Genomic DNA, 18841 nt, shown 5'->3' on the forward strand with positions numbered 1-18841 from the left:
ACGGTTCTTAAAAACCATTGATGCCTGATGGCCCGGAGCCCATGTTTAAGCGTTATTTACCTATTCTCACTTGGCTGCCGCACTATCATAGACGCCTGCTGGGTGCTGATGTGCTTGCTGGGATCATTGTGACCATCATGGTCATTCCGCAATCGCTTGCTTATGCATTACTAGCTGGACTGCCAGCCGTTGTCGGATTATATGCCAGTATCCTGCCGCAGCTTCTATACACCCTAATGGGGACAAGCCGTACGCTCGCCGTGGGCCCCGTTGCCATTATCGCGCTGATGACTGGCGCAGCGCTCGCTTCCGTAGCGCAGCCAGGCACTGATGCCTACTTACAGGCAGCCTTGGTACTTTCATTACTTTCTGGCGCTATATTAGTCGCGATGGGCGCGCTACGGATGGGCTTTTTAAGTAATTTTTTAAGTCATCCGGTCATTTCTGGCTTTTTAACCGCCTCCGGAATACTCATTGCAGCAAGCCAGTTAGGGAGTCTCTTAGGCGTCTCCAGTAGCGGCTTCACGCTAACTGAGCGTGTGATGACGCTACTCCCCAACCTGCCTCAATTTAACCCCTACACATTTGCGATTGGCGCAGGCACGTTGGTATTTCTTATTGCCATGCGTCGCTATGGGAAGCAAACGCTTAGCGCACTGGGCCTTCCTGCCGCGCTTGCTGACTTAATCACCAAGGCGGGGCCTGTTTTTGCCGTCGTTACAACTACGTTTATTACCTGGCATTGGCAACTCACAGAGGCAGGCGTTAAGGTCGTAGGCGCTATTCCAAGCGGCTTGCCAGCGCTTAGCTTTCCGTGGGAGGACGCCTCTTTATGGCGAGCATTGTTAATTCCGGCGCTGCTGATTAGCCTGGTAGGTTTTGTCGAGTCCGTGTCCATGGGCCAAATGCTGGCGGCAAAACGGCGCCAGCGCATCTCACCGAACCAGGAACTGATCGGCTTGGGAGCCGCCAATCTGGCAGCGGGTGTTACCAGCGGAATGCCGGTAACGGGGGGGCTTTCAAGGACGGTGATCAACTATGACGCCGGAGCCCAAACCCCAGCGGCCGGGGCGTTTGCGGCTCTGGGCATTGCACTTATCACCTTATCATTTACCGACTGGCTTTATTACCTGCCGATTGCCACCCTGGCCGCCACCATTACGGTGGCTATTTTAACGCTGGTAGATATTTCCATGCTGCGTCAAACCTGGTGTTATTCGCGCAGCGATTTTGCCGCAATGGCCGTGACCATTTTATTGACGCTGGTCGAGGGAGTTGAAGCCGGTATTATGAGCGGTGTTGCATTATCGATAGCGCTATTTCTTTACCGTACCAGTCGCCCACACAGTGCACTGGTTGGCCGGGTACCGGATACCGAACATTTTCGTAATACCCACCGCCATAATGTAGAAACCATTAGCCATGTGGCACTGCTACGTATCGATGAAAGCCTCTACTTTGCCAATGCTCGCTACCTGGAAGATACTGTTTATAATCTGGTGGCCAGTCATCCTGAACTTGAGCATGTGGTACTGATTTGTTCAGCGGTTAACCTAATTGATGCCTCTGCGCTGGAAAGCCTTGATGCCATCAATGCGCGACTCAAAGATTCCAACGTCAAACTTCATTTATCGGAAGTGAAAGGTCCTGTCATGGACAAGCTTAAAAAGAGCGCCTTTCTGGACGCTCTAACAGGTCGGGTTTTTTTGAGCACTTATGCAGCTTGGCGAGAGTTTTCGTAGATAAGATGGATAACATGCGTATAACTGGCTACTCTAAACGGCGATTAATCAGCTACAGTATAATTACGAAGGAGTAAGTAATACGTTGTTTTGAGAGGGCTTCTCTAGATGGTTCGATTAAAGTAATGTGAATATTTTAGCGAGCCAACGGCGTTTAGGAGCAAAAATGCCAAGTGAGTGGATTATAAAGCGGGACGAAAAATTAGTATTACAGGGCGAATGGACGCTTTCTAATTACAAGCAGCTAAAAAATGCGGCTCAAAACTATTCCCAACCAAACGATATATCCCTTACCGGTATTGAGCGACTGGATACCGCAGGAGCCGCTGTCATTGTTGGCATGATCGGTATTGAAAAGTCTCGCGCAATAAGCGATTGGGCAGGCGAGCTCCCTCTGGAACAACAAGCGCTTTTAAAGCGTATCGCTGAAGCGATGGATGCCCCAATCGAAGCAGTGCAGCATAGTTCCAACCGTCTCACGGATGCGCTGGCAAGTATCGGGGAGCACATGGCGGGGTTATGGTCGCAGCAACGCCAGTTGCTGGCCTTCATCGGGCTCGTCATCGCAACACTGGTACAGGTCGCTTTTAAACCAAAACGTTGGCGAATAACGGCCACCGTCGCCCAAATACAGCAAAGCGGCCTTAATGCCGTTCCCATTGTTGCTTTGTTAACCTTCATGGTGGGTGCGGTCGTTGCGTTTCTGGGCGCCACTGTTCTCGAACAATTTGGCGCGACTGTTTACACCATTGACCTGGTGGCATTTTCATTTCTACGTGAATTTGGCGTTTTGTTGGCAGCAATTTTATTGGCAGGCCGAACTGCCAGTGCATTTACGGCTCAGTTGGGGTCGATGAAATCCAATGAAGAAATTGACGCACTACAGACGCAGGGGCTAGACCCTATTGAGTTATTAGTGCTGCCCCGGATCATAGCGCTTCTCGTTAGTCTGCCTCTACTTACCTTTATAGGAATGATGTGTGGCTTAATGGGAGGCGCGCTTGTCGCTGTGCTCTCTTTGGATATATCAACGGGGCAATTTCTTTACATACTGCAAAAAGATGTTGCGTTGAATAATTTCCTGGTAGGGATGAGCAAGGCCCCCATATTCGCCTTTGTTATTGCCGTCATTGGCTGTCTGGAAGGCTTCAAGGTTAGTGGTAGTGCACAATCAGTAGGTTCTCATACCACATCCAGTGTCGTGCAATGCATTTTCATGGTTATTTTGATTGATGCACTTGCCGCTCTGTTCTTTATGGAGATGGGCTGGTGAGCGAATCTACTGACTCCTCAAACCAATCACCCAGCCACTCGTCTGGACGACCGGTGATTGAAGTTCGCGGCCTAGAAAACCGCTTTGGTAACCACATCGTTCATGAATCGCTGGACCTTGATCTACTCGACGGTGAGATTCTCGGAATCGTGGGCGGATCAGGTACGGGGAAATCTGTTCTTTTGCGCAGTATCGTGGGGTTAAAACGCCCCAATGCAGGCAAAATTAATGTGTTGGGTAATGATCTTAACCAGCTAAGCAGCAAGGAGCGCAGCCAAGTTGAGCGACGCTTTGGCGTGCTTTTTCAACAAGGCGCCCTGTTTAGCTCGCTTAGCTTACAAGAGAATGTGGCGCTACCCATTATTGAGCATGCCAAATTACCACGAGAAGATGCGGAATATCTGGCGCGGGTAAAACTCTCGCTGGTGGGGCTTGAGCCCGAAGCTGCATTGCAGTATCCAGAGTCGCTCTCTGGGGGCATGATTAAGCGTGCCGCCTTGGCTCGCGCACTAGCGTTAGACCCTGACATTCTGTTTCTTGATGAACCTACTGCAGGCTTGGACCCTATTGGCGCCGCTGCGTTTGACCAATTGCTGGTCACGTTGCGTAATGCGCTCGGCTTTAGCGTTTTCCTGGTAACACACGACTTGGATACACTTTATGCCGCTTGCGATAGAGTGGCCGTACTTTCTCAGAAACGTGTTTTAGTAACGGATACCATTCAAAATGTTGCCCGGACGGATGATGAATGGGTCCAGAACTACTTTAACGGGCCTCGTGGCAGAGCCGCCAACAAGACCGCCCACTCAAATGATCGTCAGCTAAGGAGTGAGTAGCACATGGAAACACGCGCTCATCACGTTCTAATTGGTTTATTTACAGTAATAACGGCGGCAGCGGCTCTGCTATTTACGCTCTGGATCAGCCATGCAGCGGGTCAGCGCGACTATCAAACGTACCGTGTCTTGTTTGAACGCAGCGTTAGCGGGCTGACAGTAGGAAGTGCAGTGCAATATAACGGCATCAGAGTAGGCGATGTAACAACGCTGAATCTCAACCCTGCAGATCCTCGTCAGGTTATTGCCAAAATTCGTGTCGAAAAAGATACCCCCGTCAAAGAAGATACCCACGCGCAGCTAGCGTTTGCGAGTATTACTGGCAGCATGTCGATACAGCTCTACGGTGGAACACCGGATAGTCCTGCATTAATTGACCATGCGGGTGATGAAATACCTGTTATTCATGCAGACCCCTCCCCGCTCTCCACTTTTTTAGAAGAGGGTAAAGAAGTGGTTGATAACATTAACTCAATTTTGGCCAATGTGAATAACCTCTTCGATGATAGTAATCGTCAGAATGCAAGTAACGTACTGACGAATATAGAACAAATTACCGAAATGATAGCGTCACAGCGTGAAGCATTTGAAGAAAACTTAGCCCTATTAGGCACTGCATCACGCCAAGCGACCACCACGATGGCCAGTATTAATGTACTGAGCGAGCAAGTTACCCAGCTGCTCGAACAAGATGGACAAAACGTTATGCAAAATGCTGCCAATGCCAGCCAGGATATCGCCCGCGCAGCGCAGCGGATGGAGCAGCTAATAGAGCAAAATGCTGGCGCAGTTGATAGTACGTTGCAAGGCACTCGCGATATTGGTCCTGCGCTTTCTTCATTGCGTTCAACGCTTAACTCATTGGATCGTATCGCCCGTGAGCTGGATGAAAATCCAATTGAATTCTTGTTGGGCCGGGACCAGATAAAGGAATTTAGCCCATGAACTTACGCCCTGTTTTTGCCGTACTCACTGTATCCGTACTCTTGTTGAGCGCTGGGTGCTCCATCGTCCCTAAAAACGACCCGGCGACGCTTTATCGCCTACCCTCCACTAACGTGCCTGACATAAACATGCCCTCCAATGCGGCGACTGAAACATTGGGCATTGCTACGCCAGAAGCCGGATATCTGCTGAGCGGTAATCGCATAGTGGTCTATCCGGAAAAAAATATCGTTAATGTGTATGAAGGCGCTCGCTGGTATGAAGATACCCCCGCTCTCGTTCAATCACGGTTAATAGAAGGTTTGCAGCAAAGTCAGCTCTTTGGCAATGTCGGGACCGATCAACTGCCCTCTCAGCTGCAGCTACTTAGCTCACTGCGTAGTTTTCAAAGTGAGTATGAAAATGGGCGCCCTAATGCCGTTATTCAGCTCGATGTCCAGCTTGTAAACACCCATGACCGAATGCCTATTGCTTACCGCACGTTTACCACGACCAGCCAGGCAACCGATGTTGATATATCTTCAGTGGTCGACGCCTTTGGCCGCGCAAGCGACACACTGGTTGAACAGCTGATCACATGGCTGCAAGCCAACAGGTCTTCTTTTTAGACCACTGTCTGACGCCACTTTATGCCTGCTGATGTCTATCCGTAAGAGATCAGCAGGCTTTTATGTTTTTAACGTGTTCTCGTGGGTTTTGTGGGTAGTAGCGCTCGGGCTGCCGCTCCAGATGGGTAAAAAAGCGGGTGTCTTTATAGGGCATCTTCATAAAACCAGAAACGCCCAACCCCTGGATCTGGTTAACCGCGCTTAAAATATGGGTAAGCAATGTTTGAAACTCGCGCTCCCTTGCGGGGTCAAGCAGTCGGTAATAACTGTGTATTTTAAGATGCTGAGGGAGCGCCTCGAAAATAATCATTCCGGTATGATGAATATCGTTAAGTTGCTGCAGGATCGTCATAATCTCGGCGGGCAATATCAACAGCTCTTCCGGATCGGGCCCATCTTCAAAATAACTATGCTGGCGGCTCCGATCCTCCAGCTCTGGCACCGCGCTCATTTCGTAGTTAATCGCCATATCAGGCTGGCAGTAAAACGGCTCACGCTCCGTTTCCCGCTCTATATGCAGCGTTTGGCGCGCATTAAATAAGCAGCTTTTGAAAACACCTTGGCGATGAATGGCACGCGCCAAGTGAACCGTATTATTAACAGCTTCAATAAAGGCGGGCTTCACGTCAGGGTCATGCAAGTTGAGGGAAGAATCAATATATACCCCTTCGCGCTCCCAACGTACGGCCAGCCCTCCTACTACCGGATATTTACCCAGCCGACTTACCGAGGCTAAAAACGCTTTTTCTGTCTCCCCCATCCCCTGCATAAACTGCTTATAGTAACGGTCCAGCTGTACATCGTTAACCTCGTTGAGCGTTTCCTCAACGCTGGCTTCTCGCAGAAACGCCTTGCGAGAGCTATACACCACGGTATCAATTTCCTGCTGCACAGGGCGAACCCATACGGGCACAAGAGGCGCCTCGGGGCTGGGGGGAAAATCAAGCATTACCACGTTTGCCATGCGCGTCATTGTGTCGATAAAGTAACTGCCGGCGGTAAGGCGAACCTGCGGGTCGGGGTCCAGCATACCATCCAATGTACGGGCAAATTCCATAGGCAACCCCAGGGAGCTTGCGGGAATAGCGCGATGGCCAAACCGGCACGACTGTGCTGATGCCAGCGCATACAACGTGCCCGCCACGCCCTGTTCATCAAAACGTGGCGAAGAGAGCGCACCGTTTAGCTGCTCTTCACCAATAAAATAGACGTCACCCAAACGTGCATTGGTTTGCTGCAGGTTATCGGACATCAGCTCCATCACATTCGCCCCAACGAACTGTAGTTGAGCATCCAATTGAGCAAAAACAGACGATCCCCAATCAATCAGTGCAATAGACTCCGTGTCAGGGTCGAAGACCAGGTTGGAGGGTTTGATATCGCCATGTACCACTGGCCGGCCATGGGGCCCAGCGTCGCGGCGAAGCGCGATTAAAATATCAACAAGTTGACGCGCTATACGCATAATCAAGCGTGGTGACAAACGTCCTCTTTTGAGGGATATCTGCTCCAGATTCCAACCGGGTGCGCGCTCCATGACTAAAATCGACTGACCTCTTGCGCGCTGGTAGGTGATTAACTTGGGAATGCGAGCATGGGACACTTGATCCAGCATAAACGCCTCTTCTTCGAGACGTTCCTGTAAGTGTGTAGGCAGCGTAATGCGAGAAAATTTAAACACGTAGTGCGCCAGCGTATCGCCACTGGGCACGCTGCCAGAAAACACAAAACCGTAGGCGCCTTTGCCAATCAGCTCAATTCCTTGATACCCAAGCTGACTAAGCTGGGCCTGGCAGAGCGCTACCCAGTCTTTAAGCTTTTGCGCATCATTATGGCTCAGCAGATAGACCGACTGCTCTTCAGGTATATAAAATTGCTGTAGCGGCGCCTGCGGCATCTTGTGTCCTAAGCGTGCGTTTATCCCAAATAAAGCAGCATGGTTTCAGGCGCTTCCAAAAAGCCTTTCCATGTATTACAAAAGCGCGCAATGGTGCCGCCATCAATGAACCGATGATCTCCTGCCCAGGTAATTGTCATAATGGCGCGGCGCTGAACGGCGCCTTGCTCATCAAAACGCGGCAGCCACTGCGTTTTGCCTATCGCAACAATAGCCGCTTCAGGGGCATTAATAATAGGCGTAGCATAAGTCCCCCCTAGGGCACCGATATTGGAAATACTGATCGTCCCTCCCTTTAGGTCAGCCTGGTCGACACGGCCTTCACGTGCAGCAACGGTCAAGCGGCCCACTTCACGAGCGATACCAAGCAACGTCAAACGCTCAACGCCTTTAACATTGGGCACTAATAATCCGGTTTTGCTATCTACCGCCATACCAATATTGCACTGAGGATAGTAGTGAAGCTCGTCACCGGCTTCATTGAGTTGCGCATTAAGTATCGGCGTTTCGGCCAAGGCGAGTGCTAACGCCTTCATAAAAAAGGGCATCAGCGTAAGGCGCTGCCCTTGAGCATCTGCCTGAGGCTTCAGCCGCTCGCGTAGCGCCAATAGCTCAGTAACATCAAGCTCTTCGCCATAGTGAAAATGCGGAATAGTCGTTGCAGAGGCAACCATGCGTTTTGCCATCACGGCACGCACGCCGCGTAAGGGCTCTATACGTGGCGCGTCCTGCTCTGGGTTGTGCGCCTCGTTGATAGTAGGCGCTGGCTTGGCTATCGATGGCTCTACCTCGTTGTGGTGAATATGCGCCAGCACGTCTTCCTTAAGCACTCGACCCTCTTTGCCACTACCAGCCACCTCGGTAATTGTTAACCCATGCTCTCGTACTAGCCGCCTTACCGCGGGGCTCGCGGGCACTTTGCCATAAGCTCCCTGTGCAGTTGGGTTACTGGGCGGCGTAGCGACGGGTAACTCAACAGCGTCATCCGGCAGCTTGCTTATTGACGATGCATGATGCGAAACAGAAGAGCGGCCTCCTTCTCCTTCGTTCTCATCCAAGCCCTGGTAGGCGTAGAGTGGAGCATGCACTTTGGCAATTTGCCCTTGTGGCACATAAAGCCGTGTTACCACACCCGCTTCAGGGGCAGTGATTTCCACCAGCGCTTTGTCGGTCATTACCTCAACGATGGGCTGGTCTTCCTCGATATGATCACCTTCCGCAACCCGCCACTCCACGACTTCACACTCAACGATGCCTTCGCCAATATCTGGCAATTTAAAATCGCTCATTGCTCTTCTCCTTGGGCGCTAGAAATTAACGCTTTCACGAATCGCTTCAAAAATCTTCAAATGATCGGGAAAATACTCTTTTTCCAGTACCAAGGGGAAAGGAGTATCCAGCCCGGTCACCCGCTTTATCGGCGATTCGAGATAGAGAAAACAACGCTCTTGAATGGTCGCTGCTATTTCGCCGGCAAAACCTCCGGTTAGCGGTGCTTCATGGCTGACGACGAGCCGACCTGTTTTTAGTACAGACTCAGCAACGGTATCGGCATCCCAGGGAAGCAGGGAGCGCAGGTCGATCACTTCGCAGGCAATGCCTTGCGCTTCAGCAAGCTCTACTGCTTTTTCAATTACCTCCATCTGAGCGCCCCATCCTACCAGGGTAATATCGCTACCCTCTTTGATGATGTCTGCTTCACCTATCTGCAACTGATAATCCTCTTCCGGCACCTCGCCCACTGAAGCACGGTAAAGACGCTTGGGTTCTAAAAAAAGCACCGGATCTGGATCGCGGATGGAAGCCAGCAACAGGCCTTTTGCCTGGTAGGGATTACGCGGCACCACCACTTTTATCCCAGGCGTATGGGTAAAGTAGGCTTCCGGAGACTGAGAGTGATAAAGCCCACCGGATATCCCCCCACCGTACGGGGTACGGATCGTTAGTCCGCCGACGTTAAACAAGTCGCCTGAACGATAACGATACTTGGCCGTTTCGTTAACAATCTGGTCAAACGCGGGAAAGATATAGTCGGCAAACTGGATTTCGGCGACAGGCACCGAACCCTGTGCTGCCAAACCGTTGGCAAAGCCAATAATGCCTTGCTCTACCAGGGGCGTATTAAAACACCGCGCTTTACCGTATTTTTCCTGTAGATGGCTGGTGGCGCGAAACACACCACCGAAAATGCCGACGTCCTCGCCAAAGCAAATGACCTTTTCATCCTCCGCCATGGCAATATCCAGCGCATTGTTAATGGCCTGCAACATATTCATCGTGGGCATGTTACGCCTCCCCTTTAGAGTCAGTGGGCGTCTGCACGGTCAAGTCTAACGACCGAGCGCCTTGGGGGTATGTCTCAGGGTAGCGACGAATATGGCTTTTAAGTTGGTCGAATTGACGTTGAAGCGCTGGGGTTACATCGGCATAAACATCACTTACCAGGCTATCCAATGAGGGTGGAGGCCGCTTTTCAGCACGCTTCATGGTTTCAAGCACATCACGGCGCAGTGATTCCTGCTGCTGGGCTTCCTCCTCTTCGCTCCACCAACCTTTTTTCAACATCCATTTTTGCATTCGCAGCACGGGGTCCTTGAGGCGCCATGTCTCTTCTTCGCTTTTTAAGCGATAGCCAGAAGGATCATCAGAGGATGAGTGGGCGGCAAGGCGATACGTCATCGCCTCAATCAGCACCGGGTGATTATGCTCAACCGCCAGCTTGCGCGCTTGCCGAGTGGCTTCGTATACGGCAAGTACATCGTTGCCATCTACACGAATAGCATGCATGTGATAACCAAACGCGCGCGGTGCAATGCCATCCGCGGCAAACTGCTCAACGGCGGGAGTGGAAATGGCATAACCATTATTACGGCAGAAAAAGATGACAGGCACTTTATGGACAGAGGCCATATTAAGCGCCGCATGAAAGTCGCCCTCTGACGCTGCGCCTTCGCCAAAAAAGGTCAACGTACATTGCCCATCGCCTGCGAGTTTTTGACCATAGGCATAGCCGGTTGCCTGGGGGATTTGGGTCGCCAAGGGTGACGAAATCGTCATGTAGTGAAGTTTACGTGAACCGTAGTGAACCGGCATTTGGCGGCCCTTGCCATAATCCAGCTCATTGCCGAATAGCTGGTTCATAAACTCATCAATAGAAAAACCGCGATACATCAGCGCACCCTGCTCACGGTATTGCGCCATGATCATATCCGCATCGTCCAGGGCGGCGGTGGCGCCCACCACCGCCGCTTCTTCTCCTACGCACTGCATGTAGAAGCTAAGCCGCCCCTGGCGCTGTGCGGCCATCATACGTTCGTCAAGAATACGAGTGGATAGCATGGCCTGGTAGAGCCTGCGTGCGTGTTCACGCTCTAGCGCAGGCGCTTCGGCACCGCTATAAAGTTCGCCTTCAGGGTCGAGCAAGCTGAAGGTGGAGATGGAAAGCTCATCGCCCGTCAGAAACGTCGGCTGGTGTACGTAGCGAATCATCATTATTGTCCTTGTTATGCCTCTTTTGAAGGCAGTATTGTCGGAGATGACTGTTTATGCCAGTGGATTTATCTGGTTTCAGTCAACGCAACGACTACGACAGTAACGCAGCACAAGGACTTTAGGCATACCACTTAAGACGAAGAGACCAACGACGACAAGATAATCTGGAACGGTTCAAGGAGATGGCGGTTTAGGCTCTGTCTGAAAAGTGTCTGCGCTCGACAATACGGCGTTAAAAATTGGCTCAAAATACTCATTTACACATGTAAACTCCGTTTTTTCGCCAATTTTTGCCTTGTCTTGTCTTGGCTCGTCGACTTTTCAGACAGACCCTAGAAGCAAGGCGTTAGGAAGAAGAGAGTCGTAAGCGCAGCCTGGTTTGAAGTGCATCAAATACGCTATCAACCGTAAGCGCCAAAAGCGCAATCACCAAGGCCCCCTGAAGGACGTAAGCCATATTGTTATTAATAATGCCGGCAATGATCGGGTCCCCCAGGTTACTGGCGCCCACCGTGGCACCGAGTGCAGCGGTCGCAATATTGATAGTCACCGAGGTACGAATACCCGCCAATATGACGGGCGCAGCCAAAGGCAGCTCTACCTGGTAAAGCACCTGGAGGGGTGTTAGCCCCACTGCACGGGCTGCGGTTTTAATATCCTTATCAACATCCTGAAGCCCTGCCAGGGTATTGCGTACAATCGGCAGCAGGCCATAAAGCATCAACGCTACAATAATGGGCAAGGTGCCAAAACCCAGTACCGGCACGGCCAATGCCAATACCGCCACGGGGGGAAACGTTTGTCCAAGTGATGCAAGTTGCGACACTAACGGCAAAAAATCCTGCCCTTTTCGACGCGTTACCGCAATCCCTGCGCCAACACCCAGGCTTATGGTAACAACCGCGGCAACTCCAACGACCAGTACATGGCGCTCAAGCAACACATAAAAAGGTGTACGTTGATAGATAACCTGCCGAACATCCGGCTCTATCCATTGAAAGATACCTTGGGCGTGCGGTATTCCCACGATACAGATAGCCAACAGCGTGCCCCATAAGAATGGCCACAACCAGGCCGTCTTTGCAGTGGCTTGGGTCGAACGCATCACACGCTTCACATCAGGCTTCACGCATGCTTCCTTTTTCCAACTGGGCCTCTTTTACTATCTTGCGCAGAGAAAGCTCGCCAATTGGAACATCCTCCTGATCGACTACAGCAAGACGATCCGTATGGTCGCGCAGCATCATGGAAAGCGCTTGGCGCAACGAAAAGTCAGCGGGTATACGAAATTGCGAGGGTAACGTTGGCCCCATCGAAGACATGTGGTCCTTGACTCGCGTTAAGGCCGCTTGCTTTAAACCACGCTCAAGCCCACCCAAAAGCGATTCAACAAAAGGGTCCTTGGGGTGCTGTAATAGTGAAAGCGGTGTCCCCTGCTGCACGATATGGCCATCGCGCATAACGACAAGATGATTAGCCAACTTAAGCGCTTCATCCATATCATGTGTGACAAACACAACGGTTTTATGTAACCGCGCCTGAAGGCCTGCCAGCTCATCCTGCAATTTGACGCGCGTGATAGGGTCCAGTGCGCCAAAAGGCTCATCCATTAATAAAATATCCGGATCAGCCGCCAGGGCGCGAGCAACACCTACGCGCTGAGCCTGCCCACCAGAAAGCTGATGCGGATACTTATGTCCGAACTCAGCAACGGGCAAGCCAAGCAAGCCCATTAGCTCCTCAACCCGTGCCTGAATATCTTTCGCAGGCCATTTCAGTAGGCGTGGTACCAGCCCAATATTGCGAGCAACCGTCCAGTGAGGGAATAGCCCCGTGCTTTGAATCACATATCCAATCCGTCGGCGCAGCTTGACCGGGTCATACGCTTCAATGGCCTGGCCATCCAGGGTAATTTCACCATCACTTTTTTCGATTAAGCGATTGATCATACGCAACGTGGTCGACTTGCCACAGCCAGAGGTACCTACCAGCGCACAAAACTGGCCTTTTTCCACCTTTAGATTAATAGCATCAACTGCCGTTTCAGCACCGAAACGCTTTGAGACGTGTGAAAGTTCGATCATTGGACGCCTCCTGGGCGCAGTGCTTCTGCCAAGGCACCCAGGCCCGCATCCACTAACAAAGCTAATATCAAAATGGGCAGTGCACCCAGCAGCACCATGTCCATGGCGGCCTGGCCTAGCCCCTGAAAGATGAAGGTACCTAAGCCCCCTGCGCCAATCAAAGCCGCTACTGCCGTAAGCCCAATGGCTTGAACCGTCGTAATACGTACACCCTCCAACAGCACAGGCAGCGCCAAGGGTAGGCGAACCTGCCAAAACCGCTGAATACGGTGCATGCCCATGGCGCTTGCGGCTTCCAGAGTATCCGGGCTGACCTCTTCCAAGGCGGTGTAGGTGTTGCGCACCATGGGCAGCAGGCTATAAGCCACCAGCGCAATAAGCGCGGGCGTATTACCAATTCCACTCACCCCAACCTTAGCCAGGAAAGGCACATTGGCGGCAAGCCACGCCAGCGGCGCCAGCAAAAGGCCAAAGAGTGCCAGGCTAGGGATGGTTTGGAGGAAATTAAGCAGCGCAAAAGCAACCTTTTGCAGCCTGGCAAAGCGACGCATCAACAGGGCAAGCAGCGTGCCCATTACCACACTCACGCTCACAGCGGTGCTCACCAGGAAAATATGCTGCTTGATCGCCTGTATAAATTGATGATCCCGCGCTTTAAATTCCTGAACCAGAGCCAAGTCGCTTAACCAGAGCCACGCGCAAAGCCACCAAATCAGTCCAACGCCTGACAATATGAGAACCGGCCATAAACGTTTTAAACCAAGCCGCAGGCGTAGTTCAACGATACCTAACAATGAGATAAACAAGACAACCCAATAACCGCCCCCGATGCCTAATCGCGCTTGAGGAAGCTCTGGGTCTATTAAAAAGTGGCTGGCGACCATTAATCCAAACGGCATCAGCGTCAGTAGTAATACCACTACGCCCAAGGCCGCCCAATAGTGGGTACGGCTGGGCTGATACGCCAGGCTTCCCAACGCAATGACCAGTAATGAGACAAGCACAGCACCGGGCCAACCGAAGGCGCCCTGAACGTTAACACCCTCTCCTTGCACAATTCGGTTAGGTGCAACGCTGACGGTATCCACCCCCCAAACCGCTGCCAGCATCACCACACTTAAACTGATTAAAACAGCATTAGGGTAACCACCACGCCCCAAGCGAGGCGTGGGCAGCGCATCCAAAAGCGACATTTATTAGTTATCCAAACGGTCGAGATAGTCGTTAGCGACCTGACTTGCCGATAAACCGTTAACGGCTACATCCGCGTTAAGCGCTTGCAGCGTTACCTCGTCCAGGGTTGTAAATACATCATGAAGCAGCGGCTCGATATCCGGATAGGCTTCAAGAATACTTTCTCGTACGACCGGTGCGGGCTGATAGACAGGTTGAACGCCTTTCGAATCTTCCAATACCACCAGGCCCAGGGCACTTAAGCCGCCATCCGTTCCATAGGTCATCGCTGCGTTAACGCCACTGGTTTGTTGAGCCGCGGCACGCATTGTAGCCGCTGTATTACCGCCTGAAAGCACCAGCAGTTGTTCATCCGTTAACTCAAATCCGTACGCCTCTTGAAAAGCGGGTAACGCCTGAGCGGATTCAACGAACTCTGCACTGGCCGCAAATTTGAAATCGCCGCCATCGGCAATATAAGCAGTAAGATCATCCAGTGTTTTCAAATTATGCTCATCTGCAACATCCTGACGAATACTCATGGCCCAGGTATTATTCGCGCTCGCGGGCGTTAGCCATACCAACCCATTTTGCGCATCCAACTCACGTACGGTTTGATGTGCCTGGTCAGCATCTTTCCATACATCGCTATCCGCCATATCGAAAAAGAAAGCACCGTTTCCGGTGTATTCAGGATATAGATCAATTTCTCCAGCAGTTAGCGCGGTACGCACCACATTCGTAGCACCCAGTTGAAGGCGGTCTTGCGTTGGTATGCCGTTGCGCTCTAGCGTCTGAATGATTAACTCACCCAGCACCGCCCCTTCCGTGTCGATTTTGGAGGCAACGACAACGGGCTCATTGGCATTCGCTTGGCTTAATGTTGTCAACGACAGGGCAGCGACAGATAGCAGAGATTTGATAGTAAAGCGCATCTTGGCAATCCTTTAGTAGACGTCTTTTAGTGAGGGGAGGCATTACTAGTATAAGTGGCATTTGAGTGGCTGCCAGACGCCGCTATAGCGACGCCTGGCACACCGGCTCTTGCTAAGGAGATTCAATGACCCACGTAGTTCCTTCACGTGAGTCTTTTAACACGATACCTAGCGCCGCCAACTCATCACGAACGGCATCTGCCTGAGCAAAATCCTTATTCGCTTTCGCTGCCTGACGCTGGGCAATTTTTTCCTGGATAGCCGTTTCGCTAAGCGCTACCCCTTGCGACTGAGAGCCTTTTAAAAACGCAGCGGGCGTTTGCGTGAGAAGCCCCAACACACCAGCGAGCTGTTTTAATTCACCAGCCAGCCCCACGGCCTTTTCAGGTGTATCGCTTTTGGCACGATTAACCTCTCGCGCCAACTCAAATAGTACAGCGAGCGCCTCCGGGGTATTGAAGTCATCGTCCATGACCTGGGTGAAGCGGTCACGATAAGGACTAGCGGCTTCATCCATTTGAGCCGCAGTGTCGACGCCATCCAGCGCGGTATAAAGGCGCGTTAACGATTTACGCGCCTCTACGAGGGAATCAACCGAGTAGTTAATCGCACTCCGGTAATGGCTGGCGACCAACAGGTAACGCACCACTTCCGGATCATGCTCGGCCAATACGTCTCGAATGGTGAAGAAGTTGCCTAGCGACTTCGACATCTTTTCCTGATCCACACGGACAGCGCCCGCATGCATCCAGGTGTTAACGTAGGTTTTCCCCGTCGCGGCTTCTGACTGAGCAATTTCGTTTTCGTGGTGCGGGAAGGTCAAATCGGGCCCGCCACCGTGAATATCAAAGGTATCCCCCAAACAGCAGGTCGACATGGCCGAACACTCGATATGCCAGCCAGGACGGCCATCGCCCCAGGGTGATGACCAGTGCGCCTCACCCGGTTTTGCCGCTTTCCAAAGCACAAAATCAAGCGGATCTTCTTTATGAACATCCACATCAACCCGCGCACCTGAACGCATATCGTCTAGCTGGCGGTTATTGAGCTTGCCGTACGTGGCGAATTTGCGCACTCGGTAGTACACATCGCCATTTCCGGCAGGATAGGCAAAACCTTTTTCGATCAACGTTTCGATCATGCCGACGATATCCCCAACATGCCCCGTTGCACGGGGCTCTTGGCTGGGTGGCAGCACGTTCATCCGCGCTTCGTCTTCATGCATGGCATCAATCATGCGCTCGGTTAGCGCCGTAATGCTTTCACCATTCTCCTCAGCACGCTTAAGGATTTTATCGTCGATATCGGTGATGTTACGCACGTAGGTAACGTCATAGCCACGGTGGCGCAAATAGCGAGTAATGACATCAAATGCGACCATGACGCGGGCGTGGCCAAGGTGACAATAGTCATACACCGTCATGCCGCAGACATACATGCTTACCTTACCCGCGACCAGCGGCGTAAATGGCTCCTTGCGACGCGTCAGCGTATTGTAAATTTGCATATGACGATCCTTAACCTTTCTGTTTGATTTTCGCCCAGCTATCTTTCAACCCTACGGTACGGTTAAACACCAGTTGCCCCGGCTTGGAGAGATGACGGTCAGCACAGAAGTAACCCATGCGTTCAAACTGGAAACGATCTTCCGGCACGGCTTCGGCCAGACTTGGCTCGCCGATTGCTTGGCAGATGACCAATGATTCTGGGTTCAGGTGCTCAAGGAAATCGACATCCTTGTCACGGTCCGGTTGCTCGACCATGAACAGATTGTCATACAGACGCACTTCTATGGGCACACCGTGAGTGGCGCTGACCCAGTGAACCACGCCTTTCACCTTGCGCCCTTCCGGGTTTTTGCCGAGCGTGTCGAAGTCCACCGAACAGTGCAGCTCAACCACTTCACCGGCGTCGTTCTTGATCACCTCGTCACACCGGATGACGTAGCTGTTGCGCAAGCGAACTTCCTTGCCTGGCGCCAAGCGGAAGAACTTCTTGGGTGCATCTTCCATGAAGTCATCCTGGTCAATGTACAGCTCGCGACCAAACGGTACCTTACGCATCGGCATGTCGTCACGCGCGGGGTGTCCCGGCACGTCGTACACTTCCTCGTGGTCTTCTGCCACATTAGTCAGTACGACCTTGAGCGGTTTCAGCACGCACATGGCACGCGGCGCGTTATCTTCAAGGTCCGAGCGAATAGCGTGGGTCAGCATGGCGATATCGACAAGCCCGCCATCAGCACGCGTCACGCCGATCATTTCGCAGAATTTACGAATAGAAGCGGCGGTATAACCACGGCGGCGCATGCCGGAAATCGTCGGCATCCGTGGGTCATCCCAGCCGTCTACGATCTGCTCGTCCACCAACAGCTTCAATTTGCGTTTAGAGGTCAGCGTGTAATCCAGGTTTAAGCGCGCAAACTCAATCTGGCGTGGTTTGGCGGGAACCGGGAGATTATTCAGGAACCACTCATATAGCGGACGGTGGTCTTCAAATTCCAGCGTACAGATTGAGTGAGTGATACCTTCGATCGCATCCGACTGCCCATGAGTGAAGTCGTAGGAAGGATAAATCTTCCATTTATCGCCGGTTTGGTGATGATTCGCATGACGAATGCGATACAAGATGGGATCGCGCAAGTTGATGTTAGGCGATGCCATATCGATTTTGGCACGTAGCACTTTTTCACTTTCACCGAATTCGCCAACACGCATACGCTCGAGTAAATCCAGGTTCTCCTCAACGCTACGTTCGCGGTAAGGGCTTGGCTTGCCAGGAGCGGTTAGCGTACCGCGATACTCACGGATCTCATCGGGCGTGAGATCATCCACGTAGGCTTTGCCTTCGCGAATTAAATGCTGTGCCCAGGCATAAAGCTGGTCAAAGTAGTCAGAAGCAAAGCGAACCGGGCCCGCCCAGCTAAAACCTAACCAACTGACGTCTTCTTTGATGGCATCAATATAAGCCTGCTCTTCTTTCGCCGGGTTGGTGTCGTCAAAACGCAGATGACACTCACCACCCATTTGCTCCGCCAATCCGAAATTTAAGCAGATCGACTTTGCGTGGCCGATGTGCAGAAAACCGTTCGGCTCTGGGGGAAAACGCGTCACGATTTTTGTGACCTGGCCGCCCTCGATCTCGTCGCGTACTTGGTTGCGAATGAAGTTCGGCGCTGGGGTGGTCTCGTTGGTCATGGTGGTGTTGAAAACCTCGTGGTGGATGGCGTGCCAGGCAACCTCTGCCTACGCTATTAGGTTAGCGCTTCGCGGTGCCAAGCAAAACCGCTATTATAGCGTGACGCCGATGCACAGCGCCAAGGCGAACGTCTTCATTGAACAGGAATTTATTCATGATCGTATTACAGACAAACCACGGTGACATCACTATCGCGCTTAATCATGAAAAAGCGCCGGTAACAGCGGCTAACTTCGAGCAGTATGTTCGTGATGGATTTTACGATGGCACACTGTTTCACCGCGTCATTGACGGGTTTATGGTGCAAGGCGGTGGCTTTGATCAGGATTTCAACCAGAAGCCGACACGTGATTCGATCGAGAATGAAGCGGATAATGGCTTAAAGAACACCATCGGCACGCTTGCCATGGCTCGAACGCAAGACCCCCATTCGGCGACTGGCCAGTTTTTTATTAATGTTGGCGACAACGGCTTTTTGGATCACAGCGGAAAAAGCCTTCAAGGTTGGGGTTACGCTGTTTTTGGTGAAGTAGTTGATGGTATGGACGTGGTCAACGCCATTAAGGGTGTGAGCACAACACGCCGTGGCATGCATGCGGATGTGCCTGCGGAAGATGTGATCATTGAGCGTGCTTATGTAAAAGAAGCAGAATAACTC

Annotated in this window: 16 protein-coding genes; 6 read left to right on the forward strand and 10 right to left on the reverse strand. The window is 51.9% G+C overall.

The window, feature by feature from the left end:
- Positions 1-41 precede the first annotated feature (41 nt).
- The 5 genes from ACT3R4_RS13925 (at position 42) to ACT3R4_RS13945 (ending at position 5404) form a co-directional block, all read left to right on the forward strand.
- Positions 42-1742: a SulP family inorganic anion transporter gene (locus ACT3R4_RS13925; RefSeq protein ID WP_441679361.1), complete on the forward strand. Its 1701-nt coding sequence runs from the start codon at positions 42-44 to the stop codon at positions 1740-1742.
- A gap of 166 nt (positions 1743-1908) precedes the next feature.
- The gene (locus tag ACT3R4_RS13930) at positions 1909-3015 is read left to right on the forward strand and encodes an MlaE family ABC transporter permease (RefSeq protein WP_193054601.1); all 1107 of its coding nucleotides are present in this window, start codon (positions 1909-1911) and stop codon (positions 3013-3015) included.
- On the forward strand, positions 3012-3851 hold the full coding sequence (locus ACT3R4_RS13935) for an ABC transporter ATP-binding protein (protein WP_193057197.1): 840 nt from the start codon (positions 3012-3014) through the stop codon (positions 3849-3851). The genes ACT3R4_RS13930 and ACT3R4_RS13935 overlap by 4 nt, the downstream gene beginning before the upstream one ends.
- A 3-nt stretch (positions 3852-3854) precedes the next feature.
- Positions 3855-4796 carry an MlaD family protein gene (locus ACT3R4_RS13940; protein WP_193057198.1) on the forward strand — a complete coding sequence of 314 codons (942 nt, stop codon included), beginning with the start codon at positions 3855-3857 and terminating at the stop codon, positions 4794-4796.
- A complete protein-coding gene (locus ACT3R4_RS13945) occupies positions 4793-5404 on the forward strand; it encodes an ABC-type transport auxiliary lipoprotein family protein (RefSeq protein WP_193054603.1) in 612 nt (203 codons plus the stop codon). Before ACT3R4_RS13940 ends, ACT3R4_RS13945 begins: the two co-directional genes overlap by 4 nt.
- 49 nt (positions 5405-5453) lie before the next feature.
- Here the strand turns inward: ACT3R4_RS13945 and ACT3R4_RS13950 are convergent, their stop codons facing one another.
- From ACT3R4_RS13950 to ACT3R4_RS13995, 10 genes are all read right to left on the reverse strand, one after another.
- Complete coding sequence (locus tag ACT3R4_RS13950; RefSeq protein ID WP_441679360.1) at positions 5454-7301, reverse strand: protein kinase domain-containing protein; 1848 nt, start codon at positions 7299-7301, stop codon at positions 5454-5456.
- Positions 7302-7321: 20 nt separating this feature from the next.
- Complete coding sequence (locus tag ACT3R4_RS13955; protein WP_441679359.1) at positions 7322-8590, reverse strand: 2-oxo acid dehydrogenase subunit E2; 1269 nt, start codon at positions 8588-8590, stop codon at positions 7322-7324.
- Between the two features lie 18 nt (positions 8591-8608).
- Positions 8609-9586: an alpha-ketoacid dehydrogenase subunit beta gene (locus ACT3R4_RS13960; protein WP_087111445.1), complete on the reverse strand. Its 978-nt coding sequence runs from the start codon at positions 9584-9586 to the stop codon at positions 8609-8611.
- Between the two features lies 1 nt (position 9587).
- Positions 9588-10790 (reverse strand): thiamine pyrophosphate-dependent dehydrogenase E1 component subunit alpha, encoded by a 1203-nt coding sequence (locus ACT3R4_RS13965; RefSeq protein ID WP_441679373.1) that lies wholly within the window; start codon positions 10788-10790, stop codon positions 9588-9590.
- Positions 10791-11139: 349 nt separating this feature from the next.
- Positions 11140-11898 (reverse strand): ABC transporter permease, encoded by a 759-nt coding sequence (locus ACT3R4_RS13970; RefSeq protein ID WP_441679372.1) that lies wholly within the window; start codon positions 11896-11898, stop codon positions 11140-11142.
- 13 nt (positions 11899-11911) lie between these two features.
- Entirely contained in the window at positions 11912-12877 is a 966-nt protein-coding gene (locus ACT3R4_RS13975; RefSeq protein ID WP_441679358.1) for an ABC transporter ATP-binding protein, read from the reverse strand.
- Positions 12874-14070, reverse strand: coding sequence for an ABC transporter permease (locus tag ACT3R4_RS13980; protein WP_441679357.1), 1197 nt, complete (start codon positions 14068-14070; stop codon positions 12874-12876). Before ACT3R4_RS13980 ends, ACT3R4_RS13975 begins: the two co-directional genes overlap by 4 nt.
- Before the next feature lie 3 nt (positions 14071-14073).
- Complete coding sequence (osmF, locus tag ACT3R4_RS13985; protein WP_193054606.1) at positions 14074-14985, reverse strand: glycine betaine ABC transporter substrate-binding protein OsmF; 912 nt, start codon at positions 14983-14985, stop codon at positions 14074-14076.
- Between the two features lie 112 nt (positions 14986-15097).
- Positions 15098-16492: a cysteine--tRNA ligase gene (gene cysS, locus ACT3R4_RS13990; RefSeq protein WP_441679356.1), complete on the reverse strand. Its 1395-nt coding sequence runs from the start codon at positions 16490-16492 to the stop codon at positions 15098-15100.
- A gap of 10 nt (positions 16493-16502) precedes the next feature.
- Positions 16503-18182, reverse strand: coding sequence for a glutamine--tRNA ligase/YqeY domain fusion protein (locus tag ACT3R4_RS13995; RefSeq protein WP_441679355.1), 1680 nt, complete (start codon positions 18180-18182; stop codon positions 16503-16505).
- A 155-nt stretch (positions 18183-18337) separates the two neighbouring features.
- Here ACT3R4_RS13995 and ACT3R4_RS14000 point away from each other — a divergent pair, with 155 nt between their 5' ends.
- Positions 18338-18838: a peptidylprolyl isomerase gene (locus ACT3R4_RS14000; protein ID WP_087111461.1), complete on the forward strand. Its 501-nt coding sequence runs from the start codon at positions 18338-18340 to the stop codon at positions 18836-18838.
- Positions 18839-18841: the final 3 nt, after the last annotated feature.

This window comes from Halomonas sp. AOP7-E1-9, from assembly GCF_052376035.1.
Classification (GTDB): Bacteria; Pseudomonadota; Gammaproteobacteria; order Pseudomonadales; family Halomonadaceae; genus Vreelandella; species Vreelandella citrativorans.

Coding starts and splice junctions, on each gene's coding strand:
- ACT3R4_RS13965 (WP_441679373.1), bottom strand. CDS start 10,790: ATGATTCGCTACGTACACCAGCCGACGTTTCTGACGGGCGATGAGCTT.
- ACT3R4_RS14000 (WP_087111461.1), top strand. CDS start 18,338: ATGATCGTATTACAGACAAACCACGGTGACATCACTATCGCGCTTAAT.
- ACT3R4_RS13970 (WP_441679372.1), bottom strand. CDS start 11,898: ATGCGTTCGACCCAAGCCACTGCAAAGACGGCCTGGTTGTGGCCATTC.
- ACT3R4_RS13975 (WP_441679358.1), bottom strand. CDS start 12,877: ATGATCGAACTTTCACACGTCTCAAAGCGTTTCGGTGCTGAAACGGCA.
- ACT3R4_RS13955 (WP_441679359.1), bottom strand. CDS start 8,590: ATGAGCGATTTTAAATTGCCAGATATTGGCGAAGGCATCGTTGAGTGT.
- ACT3R4_RS13930 (WP_193054601.1), top strand. CDS start 1,909: ATGCCAAGTGAGTGGATTATAAAGCGGGACGAAAAATTAGTATTACAG.
- osmF (WP_193054606.1), bottom strand. CDS start 14,985: ATGCGCTTTACTATCAAATCTCTGCTATCTGTCGCTGCCCTGTCGTTG.
- ACT3R4_RS13950 (WP_441679360.1), bottom strand. CDS start 7,301: ATGCCGCAGGCGCCGCTACAGCAATTTTATATACCTGAAGAGCAGTCG.
- ACT3R4_RS13945 (WP_193054603.1), top strand. CDS start 4,793: ATGAACTTACGCCCTGTTTTTGCCGTACTCACTGTATCCGTACTCTTG.
- ACT3R4_RS13995 (WP_441679355.1), bottom strand. CDS start 18,182: ATGACCAACGAGACCACCCCAGCGCCGAACTTCATTCGCAACCAAGTA.
- ACT3R4_RS13925 (WP_441679361.1), top strand. CDS start 42: ATGTTTAAGCGTTATTTACCTATTCTCACTTGGCTGCCGCACTATCAT.
- ACT3R4_RS13980 (WP_441679357.1), bottom strand. CDS start 14,070: ATGTCGCTTTTGGATGCGCTGCCCACGCCTCGCTTGGGGCGTGGTGGT.
- cysS (WP_441679356.1), bottom strand. CDS start 16,492: ATGCAAATTTACAATACGCTGACGCGTCGCAAGGAGCCATTTACGCCG.
- ACT3R4_RS13960 (WP_087111445.1), bottom strand. CDS start 9,586: ATGCCCACGATGAATATGTTGCAGGCCATTAACAATGCGCTGGATATT.
- ACT3R4_RS13940 (WP_193057198.1), top strand. CDS start 3,855: ATGGAAACACGCGCTCATCACGTTCTAATTGGTTTATTTACAGTAATA.